General features: G+C 72.2%; 13 protein-coding genes and 1 other RNA gene. 4 read left to right on the top strand and 10 right to left on the bottom strand.

Translation table 11 applies throughout. The features are described 5' to 3' along the window. Positions 1–142 precede the first annotated feature (142 nt). The gene (gene murA / locus ACZ6Y1_RS23955; RefSeq protein ID WP_469633283.1) at positions 143–1486 is read left to right on the top strand and encodes a UDP-N-acetylglucosamine 1-carboxyvinyltransferase; all 1344 of its coding nucleotides are present in this window, start codon (positions 143–145) and stop codon (positions 1484–1486) included. A gap of 279 nt (positions 1487–1765) precedes the next feature. Here the strand turns inward: murA and ACZ6Y1_RS23950 are convergent, their stop codons facing one another. The 8 genes from ACZ6Y1_RS23950 to ACZ6Y1_RS23915 all read right to left on the bottom strand — a co-directional run bounded on the left by ACZ6Y1_RS23950 (position 1766) and on the right by ACZ6Y1_RS23915 (position 13381). Next, positions 1766–2047 (bottom strand): HU family DNA-binding protein, encoded by a 282-nt coding sequence (locus ACZ6Y1_RS23950; RefSeq protein WP_007264399.1) that lies wholly within the window; start codon positions 2045–2047, stop codon positions 1766–1768. A gap of 382 nt (positions 2048–2429) precedes the next feature. Continuing rightward, on the bottom strand, positions 2430–3833 hold the full coding sequence (locus ACZ6Y1_RS23945) for an NAD-dependent malic enzyme (protein ID WP_469633279.1): 1404 nt from the start codon (positions 3831–3833) through the stop codon (positions 2430–2432). Positions 3834–4338: 505 nt separating this feature from the next. After that, positions 4339–6750: a HelD family protein gene (locus tag ACZ6Y1_RS23940; RefSeq protein ID WP_469633276.1), complete on the bottom strand. Its 2412-nt coding sequence runs from the start codon at positions 6748–6750 to the stop codon at positions 4339–4341. A 1693-nt stretch (positions 6751–8443) separates the two neighbouring features. Continuing rightward, positions 8444–9004: a CGNR zinc finger domain-containing protein gene (locus tag ACZ6Y1_RS23935; RefSeq protein WP_469633273.1), complete on the bottom strand. Its 561-nt coding sequence runs from the start codon at positions 9002–9004 to the stop codon at positions 8444–8446. A 118-nt stretch (positions 9005–9122) separates the two neighbouring features. Further along, positions 9123–9671, bottom strand: coding sequence for a GNAT family N-acetyltransferase (locus ACZ6Y1_RS23930; RefSeq protein WP_469633270.1), 549 nt, complete (start codon positions 9669–9671; stop codon positions 9123–9125). Between the two features lie 4 nt (positions 9672–9675). Beyond that, on the bottom strand, positions 9676–10845 hold the full coding sequence (locus ACZ6Y1_RS23925; RefSeq protein WP_469633268.1) for a uroporphyrinogen-III synthase: 1170 nt from the start codon (positions 10843–10845) through the stop codon (positions 9676–9678). 102 nt (positions 10846–10947) lie between these two features. Beyond that, positions 10948–12318, bottom strand: coding sequence for a nitrate/nitrite transporter (locus ACZ6Y1_RS23920; protein WP_469633265.1), 1371 nt, complete (start codon positions 12316–12318; stop codon positions 10948–10950). Between the two features lie 97 nt (positions 12319–12415). Next, a complete protein-coding gene (locus tag ACZ6Y1_RS23915; protein ID WP_469633262.1) occupies positions 12416–13381 on the bottom strand; it encodes a LysR family transcriptional regulator in 966 nt (321 codons plus the stop codon). 84 nt (positions 13382–13465) lie between these two features. Between ACZ6Y1_RS23915 and ACZ6Y1_RS23910 the strand changes: the two genes are divergently transcribed. The 3 genes from ACZ6Y1_RS23910 (at position 13466) to ACZ6Y1_RS23900 (ending at position 16515) form a co-directional block, all read left to right on the top strand. Continuing rightward, entirely contained in the window at positions 13466–14767 is a 1302-nt protein-coding gene (locus tag ACZ6Y1_RS23910) for an MFS transporter (RefSeq protein WP_469633260.1), read from the top strand. A gap of 109 nt (positions 14768–14876) precedes the next feature. Then, positions 14877–16139: an SH3 domain-containing protein gene (locus ACZ6Y1_RS23905; RefSeq protein ID WP_469633257.1), complete on the top strand. Its 1263-nt coding sequence runs from the start codon at positions 14877–14879 to the stop codon at positions 16137–16139. A 118-nt stretch (positions 16140–16257) separates the two neighbouring features. After that, entirely contained in the window at positions 16258–16515 is a 258-nt protein-coding gene (locus ACZ6Y1_RS23900) for a type II toxin-antitoxin system Phd/YefM family antitoxin (RefSeq protein WP_469633255.1), read from the top strand. Between the two features lie 68 nt (positions 16516–16583). Here ACZ6Y1_RS23900 and ssrA read toward each other — a convergent pair. Both ssrA and smpB read right to left on the bottom strand, forming a co-directional pair. After that, positions 16584–16972: a transfer-messenger RNA gene (ssrA, locus tag ACZ6Y1_RS23895) on the bottom strand. 84 nt (positions 16973–17056) lie between these two features. Continuing rightward, positions 17057–17542 carry an SsrA-binding protein SmpB gene (gene smpB / locus ACZ6Y1_RS23890; protein WP_469633252.1) on the bottom strand — a complete coding sequence of 162 codons (486 nt, stop codon included), beginning with the start codon at positions 17540–17542 and terminating at the stop codon, positions 17057–17059. Positions 17543–17559 lie beyond the last annotated feature (17 nt).

Below are 17559 nucleotides of genomic sequence, written 5' to 3'. Positions count from 1 at the left end.
CTCCGCCATGTGGTGGATACGGAGGGTGTTGTGCCGAATTAATGACAGTCCTACGGCCACGTCACCCTTACGAACAAGGGGGTGGTGGCCCTTACCCTTGTCACTCGCCCCCCGCCCACCCCCTCTCCGGAACGCGAGATTCATGACCGGCATCAGTGACGATGTACTGCTTGTCCACGGCGGCACCCCGCTCGAGGGCGAGATCCGAGTCCGCGGTGCGAAGAACCTCGTGCCCAAGGCCATGGTCGCCGCGCTGCTCGGCAGTGAACCCAGCCGGCTGCGCAACGTTCCCGACATCCGTGACGTCCGGGTCGTGCGCGGGCTGCTCCAGCTGCACGGGGTGACGGTCCGCCCCGGCGACGAGCCGGGCGAGCTGGTGCTCGACCCGACCCACGTCGAGAGCGCGAACGTCGCCGACATCGACGCCCACGCGGGCTCGTCGCGCATCCCGATCCTGTTCTGCGGCCCGCTGCTGCACCGCCTCGGCCACGCCTTCATCCCCGGCCTGGGCGGCTGCGACATCGGCGGCCGGCCGATCGACTTCCACTTCGACGTGCTCCGCCAGTTCGGCGCGACCATCGAGAAGCGCGAGGGCGGCCAGTACCTGGAGGCCCCGCAGCGGCTGCGCGGCTGCAAGATCCGCCTGCCCTACCCCTCGGTCGGCTCGACCGAGCAGGTGCTGCTGACGGCCGTGCTGGCCGAGGGCGTCACCGAGCTCAGCAACGCCGCCGTGGAGCCCGAGATCGAGGACCTCATCTGCGTACTGCAGAAGATGGGCGCGATCATCTCCATGGACACCGACCGGACCATCCGGATCACCGGCGTCGAGCGTCTCGGCGGCTACAACCACAAGGCGCTCCCGGACCGCCTGGAGGCCGCCTCCTGGGCTTCCGCGGCCCTGGCCACCGGCGGCAACATCTACGTGCGCGGCGCCCAGCAGCGCTCGATGATGACCTTCCTGAACACGTACCGGAAGGTCGGCGGCGCCTTCGAGATCGACGACGACGGCATCCGCTTCTGGCACCCGGGCGGCCCGCTCAACGCCATCGCGCTGGAGACCGACGTCCACCCCGGCTTCCAGACCGACTGGCAGCAGCCCCTGGTCGTGGCCCTGACGCAGGCCTCCGGCCTCTCGATCGTCCACGAGACGGTGTACGAGTCCAGGCTCGGCTTCACCTCGGCGCTCAACCAGATGGGTGCTCACATCCAGCTGTACCGCGAGTGCCTGGGCGGCAGCGCCTGCCGGTTCGGCCAGCGCAACTTCCTGCACTCGGCGGTCGTCTCCGGCCCCACCAAGCTGCAGGGCGCCGATCTCGTCATCCCCGACCTGCGCGGCGGCTTCTCGTACCTGATCGCGGCGCTGGCGGCCGAGGGCACCTCGCGCGTCCACGGCATCGACCTGATCAACCGCGGCTACGAGAACTTCATGGAGAAGCTCGTCGAGCTCGGCGCGAAGGTCGAACTCCCGGGCGGCGACCTGGTCTGACCCGTACGGCCCGGCCGTACGGACGAAAGCCCCCCGGGCCCCGCAAGGGGCCAGGGGGGCTTTTCCGTGCCCGGCACGGGCCCTGACGGGGCCTCACGGCGTGGTGGGGCGTGAAGGGACGTGGCGGGACGCGGGCGGGGGCGTGGAGGCCGTGGAGGGGCGCGCCAGGGGCCCTGGAAGGCCGAAGGGCGGCCGCCCCGCTCGGGGGCGGCCGCCCTGGGCCGTTCTGCGTACCACTGCCGTCCCGAGGGCCTGTGCGGACCTCGGCACAAGGGCGTACTACTTGCCCTTGGCGGCTTCCTTGAGCTTGGAGCCCGCGGAGACCTTCACGCTGTAGCCGGCCGGGATCTGGATGGGGTCGCCGGTCTGCGGGTTGCGCGCGGTGCGAGCGGCACGGTGGGTGCGCTCGAAGGTCAGGAAGCCGGGGATGGTGACCTTCTCGTCGCCCTTGGCGACAATCTCGCCGACGGTCTCGGCGAGCGCGGCCAGAACGGCGTCGGCGTCCTTGCGGGTCACCTCGGCGCGCTCGGACAGAGCGGCCACCAGCTCACTGCGGTTCATGTTGTACTCCCGTGTTCAACTTGCCTTAGAGGCGTGAGATCGAAGCCGATGCTGCCAGGGCCCTAGGACAGTCCCCGGACCCGGGTCTGAACGTCAGACCCTCTCGCCCGGTTACGCATCCTGCCCCCACCAGCGGCGGGAAAGCCAATCCGGCACCCGCCGGGGTCACACGAAAAGCGCCACAGTCACGCCTCGGTGACGCTCCGTCCACACCGCTGCGCACGAAGCGGAGGCGGACGGCGGAACCCGCGGGCATCCCCGCAACCCTAGAGGCGGCCCACCTGGCCCGCATCTCGCGACGCGCCGGGAGCGACGGGCCGTGAGGGCCGTCACAGACCGCCCTCACGGCCCTTCGGCGGGCAACCCGGCCCGCCCGGCGGGCTCAGGCGTTCGTGGCGGCCTTGCGGACGGCTCCGGCGACCGCGCCCGCGACCTTGTCGTTGAAGACCGACGGGATGATGTAGTTGGCGTTCAGCTCGTCCTGGCCGACGACGTCGGCCAGGGCGGTGGCGGCGGCCAGCATCATCTCGGTGTTGACCGTCCGGGACTGGGCGTCGAGCAGACCGCGGAAGACACCCGGGAAGACCAGCACGTTGTTGATCTGGTTCGGGAAGTCCGAGCGTCCGGTGGCGACGACGGCGGCGGTCTGGCGGGCGACCGCCGGGTCCACCTCGGGGTCCGGGTTCGCGAGCGCGAACACGATCGCGCCCTCCGCCATCGCGGCGACGTCCTCGCCGGAGAGCACGTTCGGGGCCGAGACGCCGATGAACACGTCGGCGCCGACCACGGCCTCCTTCAGAGTGCCCGTGTAGCCCTCGGGGTTGGTGTTGTCGGCGATCCAGCGCAGCGGGGAGTCGGCGGCCGCGTCCACGAGGTCGGGGCGGCCCGCGTGCACGACACCGTGGATGTCGGCGCTGACGGCGTTCTTGACGCCCGCCGCGAGGAGCAGCTTGAGGATGGCCGTACCGGCCGCGCCGGCGCCGGACATGACGACCTTGATGTCGCCAACTGCCTTGCCCACCACGCGAAGTGCGTTCGTCAGGGCGGCGAGGACCACGATGGCGGTGCCGTGCTGGTCGTCGTGGAAGACGGGGATGTCCAGGGCCTCGCGCAGCCGGGCCTCGATCTCGAAGCAGCGCGGCGCGGAGATGTCCTCGAGGTTGATGCCGGCGAAGCCGGGGGCGATGGCCTTGACGATGGCGACGATCTCGTCGGCGTCCTGCGTGTCGAGGCAGATCGGCCAGGCGTCGATGCCGGCGAAGCGCTTGAAGAGGGCCGCCTTGCCCTCCATGACGGGCAGGGCGGCCATCGGGCCGATGTTGCCCAGGCCCAGCACGGCGGAGCCGTCCGTCACGACTGCGACGGAGTTGCGCTTGATGGTGAGGCGGCGCGCGTCCTCGGGGTTCTCGGCGATGGCCGTGCACACGCGGGCCACGCCCGGGGTGTAGATCATCGAGAGGTCGTCACGGTTGCGGATGGGGTGCTTGGACGACATCTCGATCTTGCCGCCGAGGTGCATCAGGAAGGTTCGGTCGGAGACCTTGCCGAGGCTGACGCCCTCGATCCCGCGCAGCTTCTCGACGATCTCGTCGGCGTGCGCGGTGGAGGTGGCGGCGATGGTGACGTCGATGCGGAGCTTCTCGTGGCCGGAGGCGGTCACGTCGAGACCGGTGACGGAACCACCGGAGGACTCCACGGCGGTGGTGAGCTGGGAGACCGCGGTACCGCTCGCGGGCACTTCCAGGCGGACCGTCATCGAATACGAGACGCTGGGCGCCGTTGCCATGGCCGATTTTCCTCTTCTGTCCCTGGTTCGCTGTACACGCAGGGTCCCGCGCGGCACCGCCCGAACGATGACAGGCGATGACAGGTGCGGCAGGACCTGTTGTCCGATCGTCCCACCTACCAGCCGGTACAAGGTAACCAGCTACAAACTTCGGAAAGACTCTTCCACCATACGAGATAACAGAGGGGGTTCGGAATGGGGGGTCCATACAAAACAGGTCCGCGCCCTCCACTGGTGGAGGGCGCGGACCTGTTGCTTCATACGCCTATGACACCGACCCGCCATGCTCGCCTCGCGGCAAGTGGTCGCTCTGAGCGACGAAGGTTGGGCCCGGGGGCTTGGATCGAGTCGGTGCCGTACCCAGGCTAACAAAGGATCGCCCGATGTCATCCCCGGTGCGGAGGTCGATTCAGAGCACCACGCTCCTGGCCGCGGCCCATACGGCCCTACGAACCGCTCCGCGCACCGGGGCCCCAGACCGGCCCGGCTCCGGGGCCCGGCTCCCCTAGTTGCCGCCCCCGCCCTGCCTCTGGCCCTTGCTCTGGCCCTGGCCCCGGCCCTGGCTCCGGCTCCGGCCCTGACCCCGGTCCCGGTCTTGGCCCTGGCTCTCGCTCCGTAGCAGTGCCGGTACGCCGTCCGCGTCGGGCTCGTCCCGGTCCGCCGCCGAGACCACCGTCAGCTGCTGCGTCGCGCGCGTCAGCGCCACGTACAGCACCCGCAGACCCGCCGGGGACTCCTCCGCGATCTCCGCCGGGGAGACGACCACCGTGGCGTCGTACTCCAGGCCCTTGGCCTCCAGGCTGCCCAGCGCCACCGCCCGCTCGCCGAGGTCCGCGAGCCAGCCCGCGGCCTCCGCGCGCCGGTCCATGGCCACGACCACGCCCACCGTGCCGTCCACCTGCTGCAGCAGCCGCCGCGTCTCCTCCCGGACCACGGCGCCCAGATCGCCGTCCGCGGCCGTGAAACGGGGCTCCAGGCCCGTGGAACGCACCGCCGACGGCGGCTCCATCCCCGGCATCGCCAGCCGCAGCACCCGGGCCGCGACCTCGGCGACCTCCGCCGGGTTGCGGTAGTTGACCGTCAGCGTGAACCGCCGGCGCGGCCGCCTGCCCAGGGCCTCGTCGCGCGCCGCCGCCGCCTCGTCCGGGTCGGTCCACGAGGACTGCGCCGGGTCGCCCACCACCGTCCAGGTGCCGGTACGGCCCCGGCGGCCCACCATCCGCCACTGCATCGGCGTCAGGTCCTGCGCCTCGTCGACGATGACGTGCGCGTACTCGGTACGCTCCGCCGCCAGCCGCTCGGCCCGCTCCCACTGGGTCTCCTCGCGGGTCGGCATCAGCTCCTCCAGCCCGCTGAGCTGGTCGAGCGGATCCATCTCCCGCTTCCGCCTGGGCCGGGCCGGCGCCCCCAGCAGCTGCTGGAGCTCGTCGAGCAGCGCCACGTCGTGCACCGACAGCGGGCCCTTGCCGTCCGGGCCGACGCGCCGCAGCGAGCGGGCCAGCTGGCGCACCTCGCGCGGGTTCAGGTCCCGGCGCGACCAGCGGCCGAGCCGCCGCTCGTCGGCCATCGCGGCGAGGACGGCGCGCGGGGTCAGCTCCGGCCACCACGCGTTCAGGAAGTCGATGAACACGTCCTCCGTCGAGATGTCCTCGTCGAAGGCGGACCTCAGCTCGGCGGCCAGCTCCGGGTCGCTGTGCCGGCTCGCGCCGCCCGTCTTCGCGTACAGCGCGTCGAGCAGCAGCTTGCGGGCGCGCGGGCGCAGCAGGTTCACGGGCGCGCTGCCGCCGAGGACGTTCTGCCGGATCCGGTTCAGCTCGTCGGCCTCCAGCTCCTGACGCCGCCCGAACGCCACCACGCGCAGCCGCTCGGGGGCGTCGCCCATCTCGAGGGCTCCGCGCACGGCCTTGCGCAGCACCTTGAGCATGCGCGAGGAGCCCTTGATGCGGGCCACGGACGGGTCGTCGTACGTGGTCGCCTCCGCGCCGTCGACCAGCGAGCCGAGCGCCCGGATGGCGACCTGGCCCTCCTCGCCGAGCGAGGGCAGGACGCCCTCGGTGTACGCGACGAGCAGCGGGGTCGGCGAGACGATCAGGATGCCGCCGGAGTAGCGACGCCGGTCCTGGTAGAGGAGGTAGGCGGCACGGTGCAGGGCGACGGCCGTCTTGCCGGTGCCCGGGCCGCCCGCGACCTCGGCGACCGAGGCGGCGGGGGCGCGGATGACCAGGTCCTGCTCGGCCTGGATGGAGGAGACGATGTCCCGCATGGAGTGCGTACGGGCCCGGCCGAGCGCGGCCATCAGCGCACCGTCGCCGATCGCGGGCAGCTCCTCGCCGCCGAGGAAGGCGGTGATCTCCGGGCGCATCAGGTCGTCCTCGACGCCCAGCACCTTGCGCCCCTTGGAGCGGATCACGCGCCGCCGCACGACGCGCCCCGGGTCCTTCGGGGTGGACCGGTAGAACGGCGCGGCGGCCGGCGCCCGCCAGTCGATGACCAGCGGCGAGTAGTCGGAGTCCAGGACCCCGATCCGGCCGATGTGCAGGGTCTCGGCGATCTCGGCGGTCAGGTCCTCGCGGATCGCGTCGTCGGCGGGCTCGATGGAGGTGTACGCGCCGTCCGGGCCGCGCTCCCCGTCCTTGCCGAGCACCAGGTCGATCCGGCCGAAGAGGAAGTCCTCGAACTCGTTGTTCAGCCGGTTCAGGTGGATACCGGCCCGGAAGACCTGCGCGTCCCGCTCGGCCAGGGACCCGGGGGTGCCGACCTGGCCGCGCTTGGCGGCGTCGTTCATGAGGAACTCGGCCTCGTGGATCTTCTCCTCGAGGCGCCGGTACACCCGGTCGAGATGCGTCTGCTCGACCGCGATCTCCCGATCGCGGACGGAATCCGCCGTGTTGTCGACAGCGGCATTCTGCGCGGCCACCAAGGCCCCCTTCTGACGTGCATGGGCGACCGTCAACCGTACGCGAACCGGCCCCCTGTCCGCACGCCCGATCCGGTACGGGTCGGGTGGGGGACGTACGGGTTCACGCGCGCTCGGCGCCTTCACCCCCGCAGCCCGCCCCTCCGGGTCGGCGGTTGCCCACCCGCCCCCGGGTGCGGGTGGGGGCGTGGCGGGCGTCGTCCGGGGAGGGGGCTTCGACGGTTCGGGCGGGGGTTGCGGGGCGGTCTTCGCGCGCGCTGCGCCGAGGGGCGGGCCGGGGGTGGGGGCGCGGGTTCGGCGGTGCCCCGGCCGGTCGGGAGCGAGGAAGGGTTGGGGATTTCCCGTCAGTCCCACTGTCCTTCCGCGTCGGGCCGCCCTGTCAAGGGCGCTCCTCCTTCGTCGTCGCGTCGCTGCGCGATCGCCTTCGGCGACCCTTGACAGGCCGTCCCGCCACGGAAAGACAAGGACTGTCGGGAAACCCCCAAAAGAACGGGCCGGGCGGAACAGGCCATGAACGGCCCAGCCAGAGATCCGCGAGGCGGTGGGGGCGGCCGAGCCCCTCCCCGGCCCGCCTGCTCGCCCTCCGGGCCGGGCAGGCGACCGAGACCCCTCCCCACCTCGACCACAAGAGCCTGACCGGCAGGAAGGGCGCCCCAAATCGCTACGCGCTCCTCAACGACGGCGACTGCGACCCATCCGGGGCTGATCTCGCCTCAGATCGCTACGCGCTCCTGTTTGACGGCGTCCACGGTCGTTCGGGGCTGAACATAGGCCGCCCACGATCGCTGCATGCTTCTCCGCGACGGCGTCTAGCCCCTGTCTGGGGCCGATGGGGACGATGGGGCTGAAAGAGACGGCAAAAAGGGGCCGGGGAGGGACCGGAAGGGCGGAACCTCGGCCTGGCCGAGCTGTATCCCCTACAGAGCTCAAGTCCCACCTGCCACTCATACCCATAAGGCCTTAATTGGGGCGTTTCGACAGATTCTTTCAGGCGGTCCGCTGTCTGACCCGAGTACAGCTCGTCAGGGCCGCCGTTTGGGGCGTTTTCCGCCAAGACCGGCCGCAGACGCCGTCATCGAGGGGCGTGCAGTGGTCGTTGGCGGCCTATGTCCAGCCGAAAGCGACCGTGGACGCCGTCTTCGAGAAGCGCGTAGCGATCTGGGGCGTGACCAGCCCCGGACGGGGGCCAGACGCCGAGACGTGAGGAGCGCGTAGCGATTTGGGGCGCCCTTCCTGCCGGTCAGGCTCTTGTGGCCGAGGTGGGGAGGGGTCTCGGCCGCCCGGCCCGGCCCGGAGGGCGGACAGGCGGCCCGGGGCACGGCGTGGCCCACCTCGACCGCCTCGCGCATCTTGGCCGGGCCGCTTGTGAGTTGTTCCGCCCGGCCCGTTCTTTGGGGGTTTCCCGGCAGTCTTCGTTTTTCCGTGGCGGGACGGCCTGTCAAGGGTGGAGCGCAGCGACATCGCGCAGCGACGCGACGAAGGAGCGCCCTTGACAGGCCGTCCCGCCACGGAAGGACGATGAGGCTGACGGGAAATCCCCAACCCTTTCCGCCGCCGACGGCCGGGGCGCGGACATCGCCCCGTTCCGGTCGGCTGTTCTCCTCCGGACCGGCGGGCCCCCGTCCCAGTCCCCCGCGGGATTCAGGCCCTGGGGTGCCGGGGCCCGCACCCGGAGGCGGGTGGGCAGGCCCCCCTACGCCCCCGGCCCCACCCCCGCCCCCGCCCGCGCCCGGCGGCGGTGGCGGGCCACGCGTTCTCGGTTGCCGCACAGTTCGCTGGAGCACCAGCGGCGGCGGTGGCCACGGGAGGTGTCGAGGTAGAGCCGGGCGCAGCCGTCGCCGGCGCAGGCGCGCAGCAGTGCGAGGTCGCCCGGGTCGGTCAGCAGTTCCACGGCGTCGCGGGCGACCGACGCGAGCAGGGCCCCGCATTCGACTCCGCCGCACAACTCCCGTACGAGGTGGCCGTCCTGGTCCCGTACGGCGCACAGCCCGGGGGGTGGTCCCGCGGCCAGGGCGTTGACGCGGGCGAGGGCCGCCTCTTCCGGTTCGGTGCCGTCGAGTTCGGCCCGTACGAGTGCCTCAACGTCCCGGCTCAGGGCCTGGAAGGCCGCCACCCAGTCGGGGCCGACGCGGGCGAGCGGCGTCCGGTCGGGGACCAGCCCGGCTCCGGCGAGCCAGGTCCGCAGCGCGTCGCCGTCCCGGATGCGCTCGGTGGCCACCAGGTCCAGGCAGACCCGCCCTGAGTCGAACCGCATGCACGTCACCGCCTCGCGTCGTGGGGCGCTCCACCAGATTGCCGCCCCGCGCGCACATGCGGAAGCCCCCGAACCGGTCCGTCACGCAGCGGCGCGTTGCCGCCCGCCCGCTCCCCCGTTACGCCCCCGGCGGATCGTCGTGCAGCAGCCGCTGGAAGAGGCGGTGGTCGCGCCAGGCCCCGTTGACGTGGAGGTAGCGCGGCGCGAGGCCGTACTCCTCGAAGCCGGCCTTCTGCAGGACCCGCTGCGAGGCGGTGTTGTCGACCAGCGTCCCGGCCTCCACCCGGTGCAGCCCGACCTCCTCGCGGGCGACCCGCAGCACCTCCGCCAGGGCGGCCGACGCGAGCCCCTTGCCGTGCCAGGCCGTGTCGACCCAGTAGCCCACCCCGCCGCTGCACAGCGGTCCGAGCACGATGGACCCCAGGTTGATCGCGCCGACCACCTCGCCGCCCGCCGTATCGACGAGCAGCCACGGGACGAGCCGGCCCCCGTCCCGGTCGGCGAGCATGCCACCGATGCGGTCCCGCTGCCCGGCCTCGGTGTAGTAGACCTCCGGCCTGACCGGCTCGTACGCCTGCATGTACGCCCTGTTCCGCGCGAACGCCTCGGCCAGCGCGGCGGCGTCGCCGAGCTCCAGGCCCCTCATCTCAACCCCGTTGAAGATCATCCCTTCACGCTAGCCCCTGACCCCTGGGCGCGTCCCCGTACTTGACCTCCCCGCCCGCGTCCAGCGACAGGCGGTATCCCCGCTTGACCACGGTCTGGATCAGCTTCGGCGTCCCCAGCGCCACCCGCAGCCGGGCCATCGCCGTCTCCACCGCGTGTTCGTCGCGGCCCGCCCCCGGCAGCGCCCGCAGCAGGTCCGCGCGGGACACCACCCACCCGGGCCGCCGCGCGAGCACCCGCAGCAGTGCCATCCCGGCCGGCGGTACGGGCCGCAGCTCCTCGCCGACCAGCACGGCGTGCCCGCGGATCTCCACCCGGTGCCCGGCCAGCGGCAGGACCTTCGCCCGGCCCGGCAGCTCCTGGCACAGCAGTTGGACGAGCGGGCCGAGCCGGAAGCGTTCCGGCTGCACGGTGTCGACCCCGGCGGCCTGGAGCGGCAGTGCGGTCACCGGCCCCACGCACGCGGACACCACCCCGCCCCGCAGCGCCTCCAGCAGGGTTTCCCGTACGCCCCGTTCCTCGGCCCGCGACAGCAGCGAGGCCGCCGCCGGGGCGGAGGTGAAGCTGATCGCGTCGACCCCGCCGCCGATCACCGCGTCCAGCAGCCGGTCCAGCGGCGCCAGGTCCTCCGGCGCCATCCACCGGTACACGGGGACGACCACCACCTCGGCCCCGGCGGCCCGCAGCGCCTCGACGAAGCCGGGCAGCGGTTCCCCGTGCAGCTGGAGCGCGATCCGCCGCCCGCAGACCCCGTCCGCCAGCATCCGTTCCAGTACCTCGGCGAGCGATTCCGAGTCCGGGGACCAGGTCTCCACGAGCCCGGCGGCGCGGATGGCCCCCTTCACCTTCGGGCCGCGGGCCAGGAGTTCGGTGGCCCGCAGCCGCTCCAGCAGCTCCTCGCCGATCCCCCACCCGTCGGCGGCCTCGATCCAGCCGCGGAAGCCGATGGCGGTGGTGGCGACCACGACGTCCGGTGCGCAGCCGATGAGTTCCTTCGTGGAGGCGAGCAGTTCGCTGTCGTCGGCCAGCGGCACGATCCGCAGCGCCGGAGCGTGCACGACGGCGGCCCCGCGCCGGCGCAGCAGGGCGATGAGTTCGTCCGCCCTCCGGGCGGCGGTGACGCCGACGGTGAAGCCCGCGAGCGGGCCGGTCGGACCGGTCTTGGTGTCGTCCATCGTGACCTGCCTTGTGACGCAGTGACGCAGGGGGGCGGTACGGGTGGAACCGAGCCTGCCAAGGTGGCGTGTCAGGCTCGGTTCACAGGTATTTCACCGCGGTTACACCGACGTGAGCTGCGGCTTCGCCTCGGCCCCGGCTTCGGGGAGGACGGGGGCGGCGGGCCGGCGAAGGTATACCGACCAGGTGACCGCGCAGCACACGGCGTAGAAGCCGAGGAAGGTGGCGAAGGCCGCCGTGCCCGATCCGGAGCTCAGGAAGGCCTCCCGGAAGACCAGGTTGATGCCGAGTCCGCCCAGTGCTCCGACGGCCCCGATCAGCCCCATGGAGGCCCCGGAGAGCCGTCGCCCGTAGGCGGCCGCGGCCTCGCCGCTCATGCCGCGCGCCAGTGCCTTGGCCTGGAAGATGCCGGGGATCATCTTGTACGTGGAGCCGTTGCCGAGCCCGCTCAGTACGAACAGCGCCACGAACCCGACGAGGAAGACGGGCAGCGAGTGCCGCTGCGAGGCGAAGACGACGACACCGGTCGCCGCCGCCATGGCCACGAACGTCCCCAGGGTGATCCGCGCCCCGCCGAAGCGGTCGGCGAGCGCGCCGCCCACGGGCCGGATCAGCGAACCGAGCAGCGGTCCGACGAAGGTCAGCGAGGCGGCCTGGAGCGGGGTGCGGCCGAACTGGGTCTGGAGCACGAGCCCGAAGGCGAAGCTGTATCCGATGAAGGACCCGAAGGTGCCGATGTAGAGGAAGGCCATGATCCAGGTGTGCGCGTCCTTGACCGCCTCGCGGACGGCGCCGGTGTCGTTGCTCACGGGCGCCAGGTTGTCCATCCGGGCGTACGCCAGCACCGCCGCGATGACGACGAGCGGGATGTAGGCGCCGAGCAGGATCCTCGGGTGGCCGGCCCCGGCGGTGGCGATGACGAGGAGTCCGGCGAGCTGCACCACGGGTACGCCGATGTTGCCGCCGCCGGCGTTCAGTCCGAGGGCCCAGCCCTTCTGGCGCAGCGGGAAGAAGGCGTTGATGTTCGTCATCGAGGAGGCGAAGTTGCCGCCGCCGACGCCGGTGAGTGCGGCGACCAGCAGGAAGGTGCCGTAGGAGGTGCCGGGTTCCATGACCACCAGCGCGGCCACGGTCGGGGCGAGCAGCAGCAGCGCGCTGAAGACGGTCCAGTTCCGGCCGCCGAAGCGGGCGACGGCGAAGGTGTAGGGGACCCGGACGAGCGCGCCGACGAAGGTGGCGGTGGCGATCAGGAAGAACTTCCCGGCGGGGTCGATCCCGTAGGCGGGGCCCATGAAGAGCACCATCACGGACCAGAGCGACCAGATCGAGAACCCGATGTGCTCGGAGAACACCGAGTAGACGAGGTTGCGGCGGGCGGTGCGCTCGCCGGTCTCCTTCCAGAAGGTCTCGTCCTCGGGGTCCCACCGCTCGATCCAGCGGCCCCCCTTGCGCGGTGCGCTCGTACCGGTCATCACACGCCTCCACTGCTGTCGCGTCCGTGGTGACGACCGTAGGAACGGCGCGTTTCGGCCCCGGTCTCCGCCGGATGACCGCCGGGAAACCTTGCTCTCACCCGCCGCCGGGGCGGGGTGTGAGTCCCTTCGGCAGCCGGCTGCCGGGCGGCAGGTCCAGCCAGCCGCGCTCGGCGGCGAGGCCGGCGGCCGCCGTGCGCAGGGCGTCGAGCCCGGGATGGGTGAGGCCCCTGCGCCAGACCATGGACAGCGGGGACAGCGGCAGCGGGTCGGTCAGCGGCCGTTTCACGGACGCGGGCATGTCGAGGAAGTCGACGGTGACCAGCACGGGGTTGCCGGTCTTGGCCATGACCCGCCGGAATTCCTCCTTGCCCATCGCCACCGGCGCGGGCGGTGCGAGCGCGATGCCCCGTCCCGCGAACAGCTCGCGCGCCAGCCCCGTCCACTCGGCGGTCCGAGGGTTCCCGGCGCCCGCGTACACGGTCTCCCCGGCGAGCGCGTCGAGCGGTACGGCTTCCAGCGCGGCCAGCGGGTGCCCTTCGGGCAGCAGCACGGCGAGCGGCTCGTACCGTACGGGCATCACGGCGAGCCCCGCCCGCAGGGCCGGGTCCAGGCCGTCCGCGTACCCGAAGGCGACGTCGAGGCGGCCCGCGGCGATCTCGCCGGCGGCGTAGGTGAGCCCGCTCTCGAAGCGGGCCATCAGCTCGCAGTCCGGGGCGAGTTCGCGGGCCCGCTCCAGCACGGTCCGGGGGGTGCAGGGCCCGTCGGTGTTGAGGTCGACGAGGAGGGCGCGCGGGGCGGCGAAGGCGGCGAGGAGTTCCTCGTGCGCGGCGAGCACCCGCCGGGCCGGGGCCAGCAGTCGCTCCCCGTCGGGGGTCAGCTCGACGGCGCGGGTGGTCCGTACGAACAGGGTGGCGCCCAGGGTGCGTTCGAGCCGGCGGATGTCGCGGCTGAGGGCCTGCTGGGCGACGTAGAGGCGAGCGGCGGCGCGAGTGAAGTGCAGTTCCTCGGCGACGGCGACGAACCCGCGCAGCAGGCGGGGTTCCACATCACGGGCTATCACTCGGCGAGGTTAACAACAGGATGATGTGAATGGGCTCCGAACAGGTGTTGGACCGCGGGGGCCGCCCGGCGCGAGGCTCGTCCCATGCCCGCCACCGCCACCGCCACCGCCGCGACCGCTCCCGCCCGTTCCCCCCGGATGACCGTCACCGGCACGACCCTCGTCATCGCCGGCCCGGGTCCCGCCCCGGTCCGGCTCCGGAGCCGGCCCCGGAGCCGGACCCGGCCGCGCGGGCCGTACGGCCGCCTGTTCGCCCTCCCCGGTGCCCGCGCATTCACCGCCGGGAACCTGCTCGCGCGGCTCCCCATGGGCATGTTCGGGGTCAGCGCGGTCATGATGATCGCCGGCCAGCGCGGCTCGTACGCCCTCGCCGGCGCGGTCACGGCGACCGGTCTGGCCGCCACCGCGCTGGTCGCGCCGTGGACCGCCCGGCTGGTCGACCGCCACGGGCAGGCCCGGATCGCGCTCCCCGCGACGCTGATCGCGGTCCTCGGCTCGCTGTCCCTGATCGTGTGCGTCCGTACCGGGGCGCCCGCCTGGACCCTCTTCGCCTCCTACGCAGCGACCGCGACGACCCCGAACATCGGCGGACTGTCCCGCGCCCGCTGGACGCACCTGCTGCGCGGCTCCCCCGCCGCCCACCACACGGCGATGTCCTTCGAACAGGCCGCCGACGAGCTCTCGTACATGCTCGGGCCGGTCCTGGCGGCCCTGCTCTGCACCTCCGTCTTCCCCGAGGCGGGCACCCTCGCGGGGGCGGCCCTGCTCCTCACCGGCATGCTGCTCTTCGTCTCGCAGCGTTCCACGGAGCCCCCGGTGACGGCGGTGCCCCGGCTCGGCTCCCCGTTGCGCGCCCTGGCCCCGTTGCTGCTGCTGTTCCTGGCCCTCGGCACGGTCTTCGGTTCGATGGAGGTCTCCTCCATCGCCCACCTCGAACAGCGGGGGCTGGGCGCGGCCTCCGGCCTGGTACTGGCCCTCCAGGCGGCGGGCTCGGGCGCGGCCGGACTGCTCTACGGGACCCTGCGCCCGCGCTCGCTGCGGGTCTGCGTGGCCGTGCTGGCCGCGCTGATGGCCCTGCCGTGGGCGGCGGCGAACAGCGGCTCCCTGGCGGCCTTCTGCGCCGCGCTGCTGCTCGCCGGGATGGCGACGGCCCCTACGATGGTCACGGCGATGTCCCGGGTCCACGCGCTCACGCCCGAGGGCCGGCTGAACGAGGGCATGACCCTCGCGGTCACCGCCATCCTCGCCGGGATCGCGGCCGGTTCGGCCGGTGCGGGCCTGGTGGTCGACCACGCCGGCCCGCGGACGGCGTACCTGCTGCCCGCGGCGGCCGCACTGGCGGCGCTGGGGGCCGCCGTGACGGGGCGGGCGAAGAATCGTATTTGATCCGGCGGCCGGGTGATCGTGCCCGCGTGGTACTCACCGGCGCCGCTCATGATCGGCAATAACTGGGATGTCTTCCCCCAACGCCTCTCCCTGTGCGGAGGAACACCCCTTGCTGTCTGCTTCCCGCTCCGTGTCCTCGGCCCTGATCGTCGCGGCCGTCACCGCGACCGCTCTGGTGCCGGCCGTTCCGGCCCTGGCCGACTCGTCCTCCATCCGGTTCTCCCAGCCGTACCTTCCGTCGATCGCCCCCGGCAGGACGGGCCGCGTGGTCATCGCGGCCCTCGGCGGGTCGCAACCGGCCCTGAGCAGCACCTTCCGGATCACCGCCCCCGAACGGACGACCTTCCCCGAGGCCCGCTTCTACTGGGACGGCAAGCGCGCGGCGACCTCGTGCACGCGGTCGGCCGATGCCCGTCAGCTGACCTGCAACGCGGGCACCCGCGCCGGCTTCCGCTTCCCGGCGAAGGCGCAGACCCAGCTCGGTGTGACCGTACGGGTGGACAGGAACGCTCCGGAGGGCACGACGCTGGGCGGCGGCGCGTGGGCGACGGGCACCGAGGCCCCGGCCCTGTTCGCGGTCTCCACCCCGGTGACCGGCCCGAAGGGCGCCAAGGGAGACAAGGGCGACAAGGGCGACGACGGCCACCACGGCCACGACGGCAGGCCCGGCCACGACGGCCACCACGGCAAGCCCGGCCCGCCCGGACCGACTGGCCCCACCGGACCCCAGGGACCCCAGGGCGACACCGGCCCCACCGGCCCCCAGGGCCCGCAAGGCGACACGGGGCCGACCGGACCCCAGGGCGACACCGGCCCGACCGGACCCCAGGGACCCCAGGGCGACACCGGCCCCACCGGACCTCAGGGCGACACCGGCCCCACTGGCCCGACCGGACCCCAGGGCCCGCAGGGTGACACCGGGCCGACCGGCCCCTCCGGAGGCCCCCAGGGACCGACGGGCCCCACGGGCGCGACCGGCGCAACGGGCGCGACCGGGGCGACCGGCCCGACGGGACCGACCGGACCCAAGGGCGACAAGGGCAAGCCGGGCGACTGCAAGTGCGGCCACCACCACGACAACAAGCCGCCGCACCACCACAAGCCGCCGCAGGACCACAAGCCCCCGAAGCCCACGCACCAGCCGAAGGCCCGCATCGTCAAGCCGGGCAAGAGCCTCGGCGTCCGCTCCGGTCCGGGCACCCAGTACGGGAGGCTCGGCGCGGTGTCCAACGGCACGGTGGTCAACGTGCAGTGCAAGGTCAAGGGCCAGAACGTCGACGGCAATTCGATCTGGTACAAGCTCGATGACGGCCGCGGCTGGATCGCCGCCCGCTACGCGCTGAACCTCAACAAGATCCCGTACTGCTCCTGACACCCCTCCCCGCAAGACGAAGGCCCCGCAGGCCGTCCCGGCCGCGGGGCCTTCGCACACGGCGTTTCGCGTGCCGGTCTCGTACCGTGAACCCATACCGCCAGGAGGGGAGGACTCCGTGTCCATCAGCGCCGGCGAGGCCAGGGCGACTCTGTACACCTTGATCAAACGCGTCAACACTGACCACGCCCCGGTACGCATCACCTCGAAGAGCGGCGACGCCGTCCTCATGTCCGCCGACGACTACGACTCCTGGCAGGAGACGGTCTACCTGCTGCGCTCCCCTGCCAACGCACAACGGCTGATGGAAGCGGTCGAGCGGGACCGCCGGGGTCAGACCCGGAGCCTGCCGACCGGCCCGGACCCGGTCACGTAGGCATGGTCGTCGGCTCATGACGAAGGCCCCGCAGCCGAGAGGCTGCGGGGCCTTTGCCCACATGGGATGAGTGGAGATGGCGGGAATCGAACCCGCGTCCAACGGTGCAGAAGCAGGGCTTCTCCGAGCGCATTCCGCTGCGCTTTTCTCGGCCCCGGAGATCACGCGGACAAGTCTCCGACGGGCTCAGTCACTGTTTGGTTTCCCTCTACCCCCCGTGACCGGGGCTAGAGGTTTAGATCCCTAATTGACGCCAGGATCCGGACCGGGACCACTTCCGGGCTGACGCTCCTCACAGAGGCTTCAGCTCACTGTTATTAGGCAGCGAGGGTGAAGCGGGAGTTATCGCTCTTGGAGTTGGCGATTATTTTTTGCGACAGGTGGTTTACGAGATCATTGCCGCTTCCTCGGCTCGCTTCCCCTGCATCGACATCCGCTGTCGAAACCGATCATCCCCATGTTGATTTTTCAAAGTGCTCCGCCCCCGAGGGGGTGGTGCTGCCGCCATGGTACGCGAAGTGGACCACCGCGTGCCAGGAGGTTAAACCGTGCCCCGCTGCTTGCGGCGGATCGCCGAGATCGTGCGCTGGGTCTCGCGGGTGTCCTGCTTCTCGCGGAGCGTCTGGCGCTTGTCGTACTCCTTCTTGCCCTTCGCCAGGGCGATCTCCACCTTCGCCCGGCCGTCCTTGAAGTACAGGGACAGCGGCACGACCGTGTGACCGGACTCCTCCGCCTTGCGCGCCAGCTTGTCGATCTCCTCGCGGTGCATGAGGAGCTTGCGCTTGCGGCGGGCGCTGTGGTTGGTCCAGGTGCCCTGGCTGTACTCCGGCACGTGGACGTTGTAGAGCCACGCCTCGTTGCTCTCCACCGACACGAAGCCGTCGACCAGCGAGGCCCGGCCCTGGCGCAGGGACTTGACCTCGGTGCCCGTGAGCACGAGGCCGCACTCGTAGGTGTCGAGGATCGCGTAGTCGTGCCGCGCCTTCTTGTTCTGGGCGATCAGCTTGCGCCCTTTTTCCTTAGCCATAGTGCGGTCATTTTCGC

The sequence above is a fragment of the Streptomyces sp. NPDC053432 genome (assembly GCF_055585365.1).
Note: the sequence above shows the minus strand (reverse complement) of the source record. Positions and strands in the feature narration are given on the sequence as shown.